The 14,121-nt window shown below is 48.0% G+C and carries 11 protein-coding genes; 3 read left to right on the top strand and 8 right to left on the bottom strand.

The window, feature by feature from the left end; all coding sequences use genetic code 11:
• Nucleotides 1–215 precede the first annotated feature (215 nt).
• Together lexA and ACR2PX_RS23615 are read left to right on the top strand one after the other, a co-directional pair.
• Nucleotides 216–818 carry a transcriptional repressor LexA gene (lexA, locus tag ACR2PX_RS23620; protein WP_434001804.1) on the top strand — a complete coding sequence of 201 codons (603 nt, stop codon included), beginning with the start codon at nucleotides 216–218 and terminating at the stop codon, nucleotides 816–818.
• A 105-nt stretch (nucleotides 819–923) separates the two neighbouring features.
• Nucleotides 924–1,418 carry a SulA-like leucine-rich domain-containing protein gene (locus tag ACR2PX_RS23615; RefSeq protein ID WP_434001803.1) on the top strand — a complete coding sequence of 165 codons (495 nt, stop codon included), beginning with the start codon at nucleotides 924–926 and terminating at the stop codon, nucleotides 1,416–1,418.
• 29 nt (nucleotides 1,419–1,447) lie between these two features.
• Here ACR2PX_RS23615 and ACR2PX_RS23610 read toward each other — a convergent pair whose 3' ends face one another.
• From ACR2PX_RS23610 to fadB, 6 genes are all read right to left on the bottom strand, one after another.
• Entirely contained in the window at nucleotides 1,448–1,690 is a 243-nt protein-coding gene (locus ACR2PX_RS23610) for a hypothetical protein (RefSeq protein WP_434001802.1), read from the bottom strand.
• Nucleotides 1,691–1,869: 179 nt separating this feature from the next.
• On the bottom strand, nucleotides 1,870–2,175 hold the full coding sequence (locus ACR2PX_RS23605) for a PTS sugar transporter subunit IIB (RefSeq protein ID WP_434001801.1): 306 nt from the start codon (nucleotides 2,173–2,175) through the stop codon (nucleotides 1,870–1,872).
• Between the two features lie 209 nt (nucleotides 2,176–2,384).
• Nucleotides 2,385–2,879, bottom strand: coding sequence for a DUF6586 family protein (locus tag ACR2PX_RS23600; RefSeq protein ID WP_434001800.1), 495 nt, complete (start codon nucleotides 2,877–2,879; stop codon nucleotides 2,385–2,387).
• A 66-nt stretch (nucleotides 2,880–2,945) separates the two neighbouring features.
• Nucleotides 2,946–5,588, bottom strand: coding sequence for a type I DNA topoisomerase (gene topA / locus ACR2PX_RS23595; RefSeq protein ID WP_434001799.1), 2,643 nt, complete (start codon nucleotides 5,586–5,588; stop codon nucleotides 2,946–2,948).
• A 581-nt stretch (nucleotides 5,589–6,169) separates the two neighbouring features.
• Entirely contained in the window at nucleotides 6,170–7,342 is a 1,173-nt protein-coding gene (gene fadA / locus ACR2PX_RS23590; protein WP_434001798.1) for an acetyl-CoA C-acyltransferase FadA, read from the bottom strand.
• Between the two features lie 59 nt (nucleotides 7,343–7,401).
• The gene (gene fadB, locus ACR2PX_RS23585; protein WP_434001797.1) at nucleotides 7,402–9,555 is read right to left on the bottom strand and encodes a fatty acid oxidation complex subunit alpha FadB; all 2,154 of its coding nucleotides are present in this window, start codon (nucleotides 9,553–9,555) and stop codon (nucleotides 7,402–7,404) included.
• A 516-nt stretch (nucleotides 9,556–10,071) separates the two neighbouring features.
• Between fadB and ACR2PX_RS23580 the strand changes: the two genes are divergently transcribed.
• Nucleotides 10,072–10,521, top strand: coding sequence for a universal stress protein (locus ACR2PX_RS23580; protein ID WP_434001796.1), 450 nt, complete (start codon nucleotides 10,072–10,074; stop codon nucleotides 10,519–10,521).
• Between the two features lie 161 nt (nucleotides 10,522–10,682).
• On the opposite strand, the gene uup is transcribed toward ACR2PX_RS23580, so the two are convergent.
• Together uup and ACR2PX_RS23570 are read right to left on the bottom strand one after the other, a co-directional pair.
• The gene (uup, locus tag ACR2PX_RS23575) at nucleotides 10,683–12,578 is read right to left on the bottom strand and encodes an ATP-binding cassette ATPase Uup (protein WP_434001795.1); all 1,896 of its coding nucleotides are present in this window, start codon (nucleotides 12,576–12,578) and stop codon (nucleotides 10,683–10,685) included.
• Between the two features lie 163 nt (nucleotides 12,579–12,741).
• Entirely contained in the window at nucleotides 12,742–13,974 is a 1,233-nt protein-coding gene (locus tag ACR2PX_RS23570) for an MFS transporter (RefSeq protein ID WP_434001794.1), read from the bottom strand.
• Between the last annotated feature and the right edge of the window lie 147 nt (nucleotides 13,975–14,121).

Raw genomic sequence — 14,121 nt, 5'->3', positions numbered from 1 at the left:
TTATCACCCAAATCTGCACACCCAAAAGTAAGTTCCGCCCATTGTTCAGGAGGTAATGGCAACATAACCTTGACTCATCGCTGAAAAGGATAAGTCAAGTTTGGGATTTGTGATAAAGAGATAGCTCTGTAATCAAGCCTGAATATAATAACTTGCCACAGCAATAATACTGTATATAATTACAGATACTGTATAAAAACACAGATTAAATAACCATGATCAAACTGACAAAACGGCAATCCGAGATACTCGACCTGATCAAATCTCATATAGAAGAGACAGGTTTCCCACCGACAAGAGCTGAAATCGCCAAAACGTTCGGCTTTCGATCTCCCAATGCGGCAGAAGAACATCTTAGAGCACTGGCCCGTAAAGGCGCTATCGAGATTACTCCTGGAGCTTCTCGCGGCATCCGTATTCCAGACAGTCATAATGATGGGCTCCCTATTATTGGCCAGGTGGCTGCGGGCAACCCTATCCTTGCCCAGGAACACATAGAAGATCATCTTGCGCTTAACCCTGGTTTTTTCAATCCTGCTGCTGACTTCCTGCTAAGAGTCAAAGGTATGAGCATGAAAAATATTGGAATCCTAGATGGTGACCTTCTGGCTGTTCACAAGACAACAGACGTACGAAACGGTCAGGTTGTCGTTGCCCGGATTGAAGATGAAGTCACGGTAAAGAGATTCGAGAAACAGAAAAACACAGTATTACTTCACCCTGAGAATGAAGAATTCGACACCATTGTCGTAGATCTTACCCAGGATTTTTTTGCGATTGAAGGACTCAGCGTCGGAGTGATTCGTAACCAGTCATAATCTGTTACTGAAACACTGATTATCATTTACTGCAGTGAGCCAGGCCCATTCCTATTGCTCTTTAATAATCTTATTGCAAATGGGCTTAGTCAGGAGGAAGGAGTCATGCTGTACAGAACAAGCACTGAAAGGCACATATATTCACCCGCAAGCCTTCAGAAAAATACAGTTTGCATTAACCGTACTCAACTGAAAAAGACTTCATCAGGGGTCAGAAAAGAACCTGCAAAGGCCAGCATTAACGAGCTGATCCTATCAGGACACCCCTGGCAGGCCGAGCAACTTCTCACTCCCATACTCAGTCAGTTATCCAGCGACAGTGAACGCTGGTTAACCCTGATTCTGGCCGATAAGTCAGACACTAAAACTCTGCAGTGGTTGAAAAACTGCAAACTGAACCAGGATAAAGTGCAGATCTTCAGCTCCACTGATGTTAATCAGACACTGGAACTCACCCAGAAAGCGCTTGCCTCAGGAACCAGCCACACTGTTGTCAGCTGGCTGGGACACTTGGATAAAGGATGGTTAAGCAAGCTAGAAAATGCAGCCCAGAATGGACAGTGCCAGGGGCTGGCTATTCGCAGCAGACAGGTTGCATGAATGCTAATAGCGCAATAATGAAAATAGAGTCAGTGCAGTACTCTGTTCTCAGGAATTTCTTCCTCAGAAGATTGCGGACTAGTGAGTTCAGCAACTTCCTGCATGCCAGCATCAAACATGGCCTTAGCCACTTGCAGATGCTCACCTTCAAGATACTGTTTGGCCTCTTCAGAGAACTTCATCGTCAGCAAAGGCTCGCCATCTTCATCACTGCGTCGCAGAACAATTTCGCCTGTTGGAAGTTCCACAATTTCCAAAAACGATGCAGCCATATTTCGTTCCATAAATAGCGTATAAGAGGGAGAAATCATGCAGCATTGTGCTTCATGATGCAATAGGTCATAAGATTGCGGAAGAAAAGTCGTGACGGGAGGGAGGTTTTGCCAGAGCCCTTGCGTACCGGAAGGCTGTGCACCTGTATTACTACAGGTACACTAAAGTCTGTATCGGATCAGGCTTTCAGCGACAGAGCAAAATCCAGTACTTTTGCACCATTCATCGTGCCATAGTCCATAGGACTGATCGCCTCTACAGGCACTTCGTATTCAGCAGCACGTTGCTTGAGGTCGTTCAGCATATATTTAACCTGGGGACCCAGCAGAACAACATCGAAACTGGCAACCTGCTCATCAAAATAAGTAGCACCAAAAGCTTCGATTTCCACTTCTTTACCCTGACTTTCAGCGGCTTCACGCATCTTCTTAACCAGCATACTGGTAGACATACCTGCGGAACAGCACAGCATGATCTTAGTCATAGGATACCTCTCAGAAACACCAATCGCTTTGAGGAAACACCTCGTACTTCCTAAATCAACAGAAGTGCAAAAACATTTCCATAATCATTCGTCGTTTGAACAAATATAGGCACAATATATCTCAGACACGCACCAGATGAAACCGGTTTCACTAATACTAAACATCGAAATCGATCAGCCATTGACCTTAATCAATAAAAGACTTTGCACTACCATTCGAGATTGAAGTTGCGAAAGTGCCCTACCAATTCTTTGAGGGATGCAAGAATATTTCTGCCACTTTCTGGCGTTTTAACACCACTCGTTAAATCTTCTCTATCCGAAGTAATCATTACAGCAGTGACCCTGCCTGATACTGACTGGCTATCTTCATCCAACACTGAGAGCTTGCTATAGGCCTGCTGTAAATGCACCAGCCAGCTATCAGACGACTCCAGCTGCTTTAACTGCTCAAGCTCAGGAATACTTTCATCCTGATCGTTCAATAAATCGCAGACTTCTTCCAACGAAACCAATTTCGTCAGCTGCTTTCCATAGGGGAAAATTACTTCTGCCAGCATGGATGAATACGCCTGACAGGCATGCATCAGAAACGCTTCCCGATAGGCTTCCTGCTCAAAGGATTCAGCACTCTCCCAGGCATCCAGTTGCAATCGGGCATAGTGCAGTTTTTTATTGGTATAGGAACGCCACTGCTCAGACATAATCATTCTCATAAATAGAAAGACCTTCACGGCTAACCGTGAAGGTCTTGTTCAGGCTCACCCGAATCAGGCTTTTTTGCGTTTTTTAGTGGTTTTCTCTTCCCACTTACCTTCCTGGAGAGTAGCGCTCCATCCTGTCGCCTTGCCTTCCGATTCGCTCATAACATACTGAGTCTTGGTCTTTCGACTGTATCGAATGATGGCAGGATTACCTTCAGGATCCTGCCTGGGGGCATCCAGCAGATAATGATACTTGGGATCAATCGCTGCCTGATGAGGAATCAGCTCACTGACCAGTGGAGCACGGGTCTCACGATTCTTCGGGAACTGACTGGCTGCCAGGAAAAGGCCAGAAGCGCCATCTCTGAGAATATAGTGATCATCGACTTTCAAACACTTAAGCTCAGGCATGGGCACCGGATCCATTTTAGGGGGTGCCGCTTCTCCACTCTTCAACAGCTTGCGAGTGTTTTTACACTCACTATTCGTGCAACCAAAATACTTTCCAAAACGACCTGACTTCAGCTGCATTTCGGATCCGCATTTGTCACACTCAAGAACAGGCCCATCGTACCCTTTGAGCTTGAACTGACCCTCTTCCACTTCATAACCGGAACAATCAGGATTGTTGCCGCAAACATGAAGCTTACGCTGCTCGTCAATCAGATAACTTTCCATGGCCGTTGAACACTTGGAACAACGATGCATGGCACGCAAAGCATTCACTTCAGCGTATTCATCGTCGGCATCTTCAACTTCTTCGCCTGGTACCAGGTTAATCGTACTCTTGCAGCGCTCTTTAGGTGGCAAAGCATAGCCTGAGCACCCCAGGAAGACACCGGTACTGGCCGTACGAATCATCATATCTCTGCCACATTCAGGGCATTTGATGTCGGTAGGAGAAGGGTCATTGGAGCGCATACCATGACTGCCGTCTTCAGCTTGCTCCAGCTTACCGCTGAACTCCCTGTAGAAACTGTCCAGCAGATCTGTCCAGTTCTTGCCCCCTTGGGCAACGACGTCCAGATCCGATTCCATGTTGGCGGTAAAGTTGTAATCCATCAGGTCATGGAAATTCTCAACCAGACGGTCAGTAACAATATCGCCCATTTTCTCAGCGTAGAAACGACGACTCTTCAGAGAAACATAACCACGATCCTGAATGGTCGAGATAATCGAGGCATAGGTTGATGGTCGTCCAATACCTCGTTTTTCAAGTTCCTTAACCAGTGCCGCTTCACTGAAACGGGCGGGAGGCTTGGTAAACAGCTGTTTGGGATCAATCTTTTTCAGATCCAGTGGGTCACCCTTTTCCAGGGCTGGCAAAATAATGTCCTCACCCTTCTTGGCAAGTCCTGCCATAACCCGGGTATAACCATCAAACTTCAGCGTTCTGCCTCTGGCTTTAAGGTCAAAATCACCAATCCGAACAGTCAGGGTGGTACTGAGATATTCTGCCGGCGTCATCTGACAGGCTACAAACTGCTTCCAGATCAACTCATAAAGACGCTCTGCATCCCGCTCAAGGCCCGAAATAGATCCTGGCTGAGCTGTGACACTGGAAGGGCGAATGGCTTCGTGAGCCTCCTGAGCCCCTTCCTTACTGGAATAGCTGTTTGGCTTTTCAGGCAAATACCTTGAGCCGAACTGATCATCAATAAACTCGCGCGCATTCTCAACCGCTTCCTGACTCAGGTTGGTAGAGTCAGTACGCATATAGGTAATGTGACCCGCTTCATAAAGACGCTGAGCCATCATCATGGTTTTCTTAACGCTGAAACCGAGACGAGTACTGGCTGCCTGTTGCAGTGTTGAAGTAATAAAGGGCGCAGATGGGCGACTCCGGGTTGGCTTGTCTTCCCGATCAGTGAGCTTGTAATCCGCCTGCCTGAGCTTTTCGAGTACAACCTCAGTAGAAGCCTGACTGGTAGGCCTGAAGGCTGTACCGGATTCTTTAGCTACCTGAAAACGGATGACATCTCCGCCACCTGTGGCCAGGTCAGCATAAACTTCCCAATACTCTTCCGGAACAAAGCTCCTGACTTCACGTTCCCGCTCAACAATGAGCTTTACTGCTACGGACTGCACACGTCCTGCAGACAGTCCACGAGCGATTTTTGCCCAGAGCAGTGGTGAGACCATATAACCCACTACACGGTCAAGAAAGCGTCTGGCCTGTTGGGCATTAACCCGGTCGATATTCAGATTACCAGGCTCTTTGAAAGCTTCCTGGATGGCATTCTTGGTAATTTCGTTAAACACCACCCGTCGATAACGATCTGGCTCACCACCAATGACTTCCTGAAGGTGCCAGGCAATTGCCTCTCCCTCACGATCCAAATCGGTTGCGAGATAGATGGTGTCAGCAGTAGCAGCCAGGCGACGAAGCTCATCGACCACCTTCTCTTTGCCGGGCAGTACCTCATAACGGGCCTTCCATCCTTTTTCAGGATCAATGCCCATTCTTTCGATCAGCTGCTCTTTGGCCTTGCGCTTCTTGTGAATGACTTTCTGCTCAGGGGATAGCTTACGTGTCTCAGCAGCGGCCTTTGCCCGAGCTTTGGGATCCACAGGCTTCTTTGAGCTACCTGCGGTGGGCAGATCACGAATATGACCAACGCTGGACTTAACGACAAAGTCCTTGCCCAGATATTTGTTTATTGTCTTCGCCTTGGCAGGCGACTCGACGATAACTAAAGATTTACCCATGCTACCTTACACGTCCTGTAATCAGCTCCATTGTTTCGGTATTGCTGATCAGCCTGGAAAAAAAGATCATAAAGCACTCAGTGCTGTCTGCGACCAAAACAAGAAAGGTCGGGAATTGAAAATTGTTTCAATATATAAGGTCAAGAAAAACATCGGTCAAGGAAAACCCTCCTTTGACCCTGATTTTTTCTCGAACGACCCTCTTTTTTTATCGTTTCACAGCCACAATTATTAATCCACCCAGTTATAAGCAATAATTTCCTTGAATATCAAAAGATTATTTAATTACTGTGAAGTCTGACAAATTGAAGAACAAGCGCTCCCAGAGAAAAATGTCGATTTTTTACCGATAAAATGGCCAATGAGGACATTGACAGAGAATTTTTTGTGATCCACAGATTTCTTTGATTAAAGATGCATCACGGAAGGATACCCCGACAGACTCTGTCGGGGTCATTGCTTTCACACAGATTCCCCACATGAGCGACGAAAATTTTTTTCGTCGCTCATGTGGCCGGTAAGATCAAATGCCCTGGCACCGTTTAAAGTGCCAGAAAACATGAGAATGCCATCGATCCGTCTTACAGACGCTCAAAGACCGTGGTAATACCCTGACCCAAACCTACACACATGGTGGCAAGACCAATGGTTCCGCTGTTCTGCTTCATAACATTCAACAACGTACCGGAGATACGGGCACCGGAACATCCAAAGGGATGGCCCAAAGCAATAGCGCCACCGTTCAGGTTTACTTTTTCATCCATCTTGTCCAGCAGACCCAGGTCTTTCAGAACCGGCAGTGCCTGAGCGGCGAAAGCCTCATTCAGCTCGACATGATCAATGTCGCCAATCGTCAGGCCAGCACGCTCCAATGCTTTCTTGGTGCTAGGTACAGGACCATAGCCCATGATTGAAGGATCAACACCGGCAACGGCCATAGAACGAATCACCGCCATTGGCTGAAGACCCAGATCCTGAGCACGTTGTGCTGACATCACGATCATGCAGGAAGCACCATCAGTGATCTGTGAAGAAGTACCTGCTGTTACGGTCCCCTTGGGGTTAAACGCAGGCTTTAACTGAGCCAGACCTTCCAGAGTGGTTTCCGGGCGGATAGTCTGATCTTCACTGAAAACCGCCAGGTTGCCATCATCATCGTGGCCCTTCATAGGGATGATCTCGTCCTTGAAGTGACCCGCTTTGGTCGCTTCCCAGGCTCTCATATGAGATCTCACACCAAATTCGTCCTGAGCTTCACGGGTAATACCGTGCATCAGGCCCAGCATTTCTGCAGTCAGACCCATCATACCGGCGGCTTTAGCAGCGTACTTGGACAGACGCGGGTTTGGATCCAGGCCGTGCATCATGCCGACGTGACCCATATGCTCCACACCACCCACGACAAAAACGTCACCATTGCCAGTTTGAATAGCCTGAGCAGCGGTATGCAGTGCACTCATGGAAGAACCACACAAACGGCTGACAGTCTGGGCAGAAGCCGTATGGGGAATAGGTGTCATCAATGACGCCATACGGGCAACGTTCCAACCCTGTTCCAGCGTCTGGTTCACACAACCCCAGATCACATCTTCCACTTCTTCGGGATTCACACCAGGGTTACGATTCAGAACCCCAGTGATCAGGTCGGCAGACAAGTCGTCGGCACGGACATTCCGATACATACCACCTTTGGAGCGACCCATCGGGGTCCGGCCATAGTCTACGATTACGGCGTCTCTCGGATTAAGGCTCATAGTCAATTCTCTCTTAAGTCTGTTGATCGTTATTAGCCGCTATATTGGCTCAAGGCTGTTTACGCGCCGTAAAACGTTTTGCCTTCGCGGGCCATTTCCCGCAGTTTTTCGGTTGGCTGATACAGAGGACTGATATGAGCATACTGATCAGCCAGCTCAACAAACTTGTCTACGCCAATGCTATCGATGTACTTCAGGGCACCACCACGGAAAATCGGGAAGCCGATACCATTAAGCAGAGCCAGATCCGCTTCTGCCGGAGTATCGACAATACCGTCTTCCAGTGTACGAACGGTTTCCATGCACAGCGGGATCATCATACGGTCGATAATTTCCTGAGTTTCAAACTCACGACTGTCGCCGGCCACTTCAGAAAGCAGCTCATAGGAAGCTTGGTCAACAACCTTCTTAGGCTTGCCTTTCTTGTCCTGCTCGTACTTGTAGAAGCCTACATTGGTCTTCTGACCGTAACGTCCGTTTTCAAACATCACGTCGATCGCACTCTTCCAGTCACGGGACATACGATCAGGGAAGCCATCGGCCATCACTTTCTCTGCATGGCAGCCGGTATCGATACCAACAACATCAAGCAGGTAGGCAGGGCCCATAGGCCAGCCAAACTTCTCCATGACTTTATCGACTTTCTGGAAGTCTGCACCGTCTTTTACCAGAGAGGCAAAACCACCAAAGTATGGGAAGAGTACACGGTTGACCAGGAACCCTGGGCAGTCGTTGACCACAATAGGCACTTTGCCCATTTTCTTGGCGTAGGCAACCACGGTTGCTACTGTTTCTTCGCTGGTCTTCTCACCACGAATAACTTCGACCAGAGGCATGGCGTGCACCGGATTGAAGAAGTGCATACCACAGAATTTTTCAGGCCTTTTCAGGTCTTTAGCCAGCTCAGTTATAGAGATGGTTGAAGTATTGGAAGCCAGAACAGCGTCTTCACTCACATGGCTCTCAGCTTCAGCCAACACGGCTTTCTTGACCTTAACGTTCTCGACTACCGCCTCAACAATGACGTCCACATCACCAAACTCACTGTACGACAGAGTTGGAACAATATGATTGAGAACCTCACCCATTTTCAGTGGATCCATACGACCACGGCCAACGCGCTTTGACAGCAGTTTACTGGCTTCGTTCAGACCCAGATTCAGACCATCCTGGGCAATATCCTTCATCAGGATTGGAGTACCTTTATAGGCAGACTGATAAGCAATACCGCCACCCATGATACCGGCGCCCAGAACCGCTGCTTTTTCAACCTTACCCGCCTTCTTGGTCAGGGCTTTGGTTTTCTTCTTGAGCATCTGATCGTTCAGGAACAGACCCAGCAGCACGTCAGATTCAGGCGATTTAGCCAGTTTGATAAAGCCTTCAGCTTCAACCTTCAGGGCTTCATCTCTTGGTAACTCAGCATGTTTCTTGATGACTTTGACAGAAGCCACAGGAGCAGGCATATGAGGACCCGCCTGCTGCTTAACCACTGCCATGGTGGTTTCGAACGCCATCAGGGACTCAAGCAGAGGCAGTTTCAGAGGTGAACGTTTTTCATCCTTACGGGCATTGAAATCCAGTTCGCCTGCCAGGCAGCTTTTGATAATAGCTACCGCAGAGCCCACCAGCTTTTCAGTTTCAACGACTGCGTCTACTGCACCCACTTTAAGGGCCGCATCTGGCTTTTGCTCACGACCAGCAGCAATCCATTCAACCGCATTATCGACACCGATCAGACGTGGCAGACGGACAGTGCCACCCCAACCCGGATAGATACCGAGTTTAACTTCTGGCAGGCCAACACCGCCTTTGTTAGACAGCACACGGTAGTCGGCACAGAGACAGATCTCAAAACCACCACCCAGAGCACTGCCGTTAATGGCAGCAACTGTTGGCATATCCAGATCTTCAAAGCTACTGAAGATGCGGTTGACACCCATTACCATGTCCGTTAACTCACTCACTTCCTGGCGGAAGGTTGAGGTGAACTCCATAATATCGGCACCCACAATGAAGATACCTTCCTTACCACTGGTAAGAACGACACCCTTGATGGAGCCATCAGCTTTGATCGCTTTTACTGCACTATCGAGATCTTCTATGGCCAGCCGGTTGAACTTGTTGACCGACTCACCTTCCAAGTCAAATCTTAACTCAGCGATACCGCTTTCAAGTGTCAGGACCTTGAACGCTTTCCCCTGATATATCATTTATCTCTCTCCGGACGGATTGAAAAAGGTTGTTCTGATCACTGACGTCTGAAAAGATATTGTGACTCAATGCCTTTCAGACAGTGCCTGCCAGAAATTCATACAACCGTTTGAATTTTTGTGCTTACCTTCTTTGAATTCTCTGCCAAAGTCAAGGAAATGAACACCCATAAATCCGCAAATATACGGATTCATATCAAACAGCCATGAACCACTCTTCTATAACAAGAGTGCAGCTAACTACGGAATATCGAAACCAATATGCTCCTGAGCGCTGTATTTCCATTGTAAATAGCGCCACAAATTTCCTTGGACAATAGAACAGACCACCGTACAATGTAAGCGTTTAATCTATGATGCCTGCAGTCACTCGCAAACACTCAAAGTGAATGTAAATTGGACATAATTAATTCAGTAGCCATGAGCGCTGAATGTCCTGAGCGGCTAAGATAATGACTCGTCACATTGGTGATGAATGGTTCTAAACAAAAAATACTGGGAAGAGAGAAACAGTCTATGAGTCAATATAACCATATTCTCGTTGCTATTGACCTGTCTGATGAAGCAGACGATGTGCTGGATAAAGCCAAGTCGCTTGCAGAAACCTATCAGGCCAGACTGACTCTGGTGCATGTGGTAGAGCCACTGAGTGTGGCTTATGGCAGTGATATCCCACTGGATCTCACAACCCTTCAGGATGAAATTACACAACAGGCCAGAGAGCGCATTTCACGTTTGGCTGACAGCATTCATCTGGACAAGGGTGAACAGCATGTAGTTTATGGTCGTCCGGAAAGGGAAGTACACCGCATTGCTGAAGAGTCCGACGTTGACCTGATTGTAGTGGGCAGTCATGGAAGACACGGTCTGGCCCTGATTCTAGGTTCAACCTCCACCAGCATTTTGCACGGTGCCTGCTGTGACGTTTTGGCAGTGAGAGTAGGCAAAAGCAATAATCACAATTAAGAAAGTGTTGAGTTTGCAGTTGACAGAATAATGGCAAAAGCCCGAACAATGTCAACTGTAAACTTACCCTCATGACTGAGAGCAAACTTTCATAAAACAGTGACCAGCCGTGAAAACTGATCACTGTTTTCTATCAAAACATAACGATTAGCTCGTTACTTTTAGCCCATGTTCTCTAATTCTTCCCAGCGCTCCATCTTCACTTCAATTTCCTGGTTCACTGCTTCCAGTCGATCAAGAGTCTTTTGAACCGCTTCCTGATCACCTGAGTAAAATGAGGCGTCAGCCATTTGCTCTTCCAGCTGATTCAACTCTTCTTCAAGCTTCTCAAGTTCGCCAGGCAAGGCATCCAGTTCTCTCTGAAGTTTGTAGCTGAGCTTTTTCTTTTTAGGTTCGGGCTGCGCTTCCGCTTTGGGCTCAACTTTCTTTCCTGGCTTACTGGTCTGAGGTTCAGCCACCAACTGGTTAACTTCCCCTCCCTGTCTAAGCCAGTCATCAAAGCCACCCACATACTCCCTGATGTTGCCACCAGGCTGGAAAACCAAGGTACTGGAAACCACATTATCCAGGAATTCCCGGTCGTGACTGACCAGCAATACCGTACCATTGAAGTCCACCAATAGTGACTCAAGCAACTCCAGTGTTTCTACATCCAGATCGTTAGTCGGTTCGTCCATCACCAGCAGGTTGGCTGGTTTACTGAAGAGTCTTGCCAGCAACAGACGATTCCGTTCACCACCCGATAATGCCTTGACAGGAACACGACAGCGGTTTGCCGGGAACAGGAAGTCCCCCAGATAACTGATGACATGTCGACTGGCGCCATTGATCACAATACTCTCACGGCCTTCGGCAACGTTATCAATCACCGTTTTTTCAAGATCCAACTGATTTCTCAGCTGGTCAAAATAGGCCACTTCAAGTTTGGTACCTTCTTTTATGGATCCGGTATCAGGCTGAAGCTTACCCAGCAGAATACTCAGCAATGTTGATTTGCCGGCACCATTGGCTCCTATCAAGCCAATCTTGTCACCGCGCATCACTCTGAGGTTGAAGTCTTTAATGATGTGATTATCGTCCCAGGATTGTGAAATCCCTTTGACTTCCATCACCAGCTTACCCGAACTACCGCCCTGCTCCAGAGAGAAACTCGCTTTACCCTGAACTTCACGGCGATCCATCCGTTCATTTCGCAGGGCTTTAAGAGCTCTGACACGGCCTTCATTACGGGTTCTTCGAGCTTTGATCCCCTGACGAATCCAGGTCTCTTCCTGAGCCAGTTTTTTATCGAACAAAGCATTCTGCTCTGCCTCAACGTCCAGTGCGTGCGCTTTTCTTTCCAGGTATGTTTTGTAATCGCAGTCCCAGCTGGTGAGGTTGCCTCGATCCAGCTCGACAATACGGGTAGCCAGTGATTGCAGGAATGAACGATCGTGAGTAATAAATAACAGAGCGCCCTGAAAATCGAGAAGCTGCTTTTCCAGCCAGTCAATTGCCACGATATCAAGGTGGTTAGTGGGCTCGTCCAACAACAGCAGATCGGGATCGCAAACCAGCGCTCTGGCCAGTTCAACCCTTCTGCGCCAACCACCGGAAAGTTCTTTCATCTTCTTTTCTTCCGGCAGACCCAGCTTTTGAATCACTGTGTCTACTTTCTGTTGAAGATTCCAGCCATCGGCCGCTTCCAGTCTTTGCTGAACTTTCTCCAGGGCTTTCATATCTTCATCCGTCTGGATGTTCTGGGAAAGCTCATGGAACTGACTGATCCACTCTCCGACTTCTTCCAGTCCGGAGGAGACTACGTCATAAACTTTTTTCTCGTCCTGTTCAGGCAAATCCTGATTGAGAACGCCAATGCGCATCCCCGGTTTCCGCCAGATACTGCCATCGTCAGCATCAATTTTGCCTGAGACCAGTTTCATCATGGTGGATTTACCCGCACCATTACGCCCCAGCAAACAGACCCGTTCACCTTTGCGTATCTGGAACTCAGCCCCATCCATCAGGGGCTGGTCACCATAGGCAAGGTTTATATTGTCAAATCTCAGTAACGGCATTTCCTGGTTAACCTGTCCTTCTCTATTTCCTGCAACGGTATCTGTGCAGGATTAAAAAATGCCGCAAGCATACCCCCTAAACGGCCATGAGCCAAAAATTTAAGTTCAGCAACCACACAGACGCTGAAACAACTTCAGCAGGATTCATTTCACGGTTAGAGGCCTATGAAAAATCATTAGCTATCGCCCTGACCCTTAAAATGCAGAACAACGCCAGCAACTGACAACCCACGATCACTAAAAAGGCCATCTGGTAATGTTCCAGAGATAAAGTTTCCAGACCCTGTTCTGACTGATTCCCCAGAAGGAATCCTATCAATGGTTGTACCAGAGGCCCTCCCAACAACATAAAACCATTGGCCGTTGCCATAGCCACACCTTCCATGGATTCAGGCACCTGTTTTCTGACCTGACCAAAGACCAGCATGTAACCGCCTGCAAAGAAACCAATACCAAAGCAGCAGTAACACATACCATCCAAAGTACAGCCAGAAAAAAAAGCGTAAACCGTGGCCAGAATCAGCATGATGCAACTGCTCAACATAACCCCCCGGGTCATACGAGTCAGTGAAGCCAGCAGACCCAGTAATGGTACTCCGATCGCCGCTCCAAGATAAATCAGTGAAACCGCCTCCCTCACTCGAAGAGATTCACCGGGAAAACGCTCATGCAGAAAAGGAACACACCAGAGTCCGGCAAAACTGTTAATCACAACGAACACACCAAACCCAAACAGGCAACACAGCCAAAAACCTGAATTAAAAATAAGTGACGGCCAGTCATAGTCTCTGGCTGACTGCAGTTTTTCCGGATTAACCGGTTCTTTGGGTGCATCTCTTACCAATAAAAACACCAGTAAAGACAACCACACACCAAAATAAGCCAGATCCTCCATGCTGCCGCGCCAGTCGGAATGATCCATCAGCATCGGGATCAACATCGGCCCCATCGCTCCACCAATCAGCGCAGAAGACTCGACCAACCCACTCATTACTGGAAACCAGCGGTCAGGAAACCAGCGTGCGACCAGTGTCATACAAACCACAATCGCCGGTGACGTTGAGATGCCCATCAGGCCTCTGGCCAACAAGGCTTCTGTATAAGATTCAGCCATTGAAAACCAGTAAACAGCCAGAGCCATCAACAAACAGCTCACGGACAGCAACTTTCTTAAGCAGAAATGATCGGCTGCCATCCCGCCAGGTACCTGAAACAGGATGTAGATATAGAGAAAACCACTGGACAGGAATCCGACTTCTGTCAGATCCAGGGACAAGCTGTCCGTCAGCTCAGGGACCATGAATGACAGCGCTCCCTGCAGCATGAACTGATAGGTACAGAACAGGGTGGCAATGGCACACACCACGATCCCCCTGAACCCGTTGAATCCGGACACAGCAATATTCCCGATTAGATTGATCTAGGAGCCTGTCGGACTTAAGACTATTTCGGCCTAAATTCCAGAAAGAACGGCCCAATTATTCGATGAATTCGATTAAATAGGTCAACTATTCTCACGAATCCATCGAAGCTGTCTAGAACG

The organism is Endozoicomonas sp. (genome assembly GCF_051008435.1).
Lineage (GTDB): Bacteria > Pseudomonadota > Gammaproteobacteria > Pseudomonadales > Endozoicomonadaceae > Endozoicomonas_A.
The sequence above is the reverse complement of the archived record's forward strand: the minus strand, read 5'-3'. Positions and strand labels throughout refer to the sequence as shown.

Excerpts from the sequence above, each read along its gene's own strand:
- lexA (WP_434001804.1), top strand. The coding sequence starts at position 216 with ATGATCAAACTGACAAAACGGCAATCCGAGATACTCGACCTGATCAAA.
- ACR2PX_RS23615 (WP_434001803.1), top strand. The coding sequence starts at position 924 with ATGCTGTACAGAACAAGCACTGAAAGGCACATATATTCACCCGCAAGC.
- ACR2PX_RS23610 (WP_434001802.1), bottom strand. The coding sequence starts at position 1,690 with ATGGCTGCATCGTTTTTGGAAATTGTGGAACTTCCAACAGGCGAAATT.
- ACR2PX_RS23605 (WP_434001801.1), bottom strand. The coding sequence starts at position 2,175 with ATGACTAAGATCATGCTGTGCTGTTCCGCAGGTATGTCTACCAGTATG.
- ACR2PX_RS23600 (WP_434001800.1), bottom strand. The coding sequence starts at position 2,879 with ATGTCTGAGCAGTGGCGTTCCTATACCAATAAAAAACTGCACTATGCC.
- topA (WP_434001799.1), bottom strand. The coding sequence starts at position 5,588 with ATGGGTAAATCTTTAGTTATCGTCGAGTCGCCTGCCAAGGCGAAGACA.
- fadA (WP_434001798.1), bottom strand. The coding sequence starts at position 7,342 with ATGAGCCTTAATCCGAGAGACGCCGTAATCGTAGACTATGGCCGGACC.
- fadB (WP_434001797.1), bottom strand. The coding sequence starts at position 9,555 with ATGATATATCAGGGGAAAGCGTTCAAGGTCCTGACACTTGAAAGCGGT.
- ACR2PX_RS23580 (WP_434001796.1), top strand. The coding sequence starts at position 10,072 with ATGAGTCAATATAACCATATTCTCGTTGCTATTGACCTGTCTGATGAA.
- uup (WP_434001795.1), bottom strand. The coding sequence starts at position 12,578 with ATGCCGTTACTGAGATTTGACAATATAAACCTTGCCTATGGTGACCAG.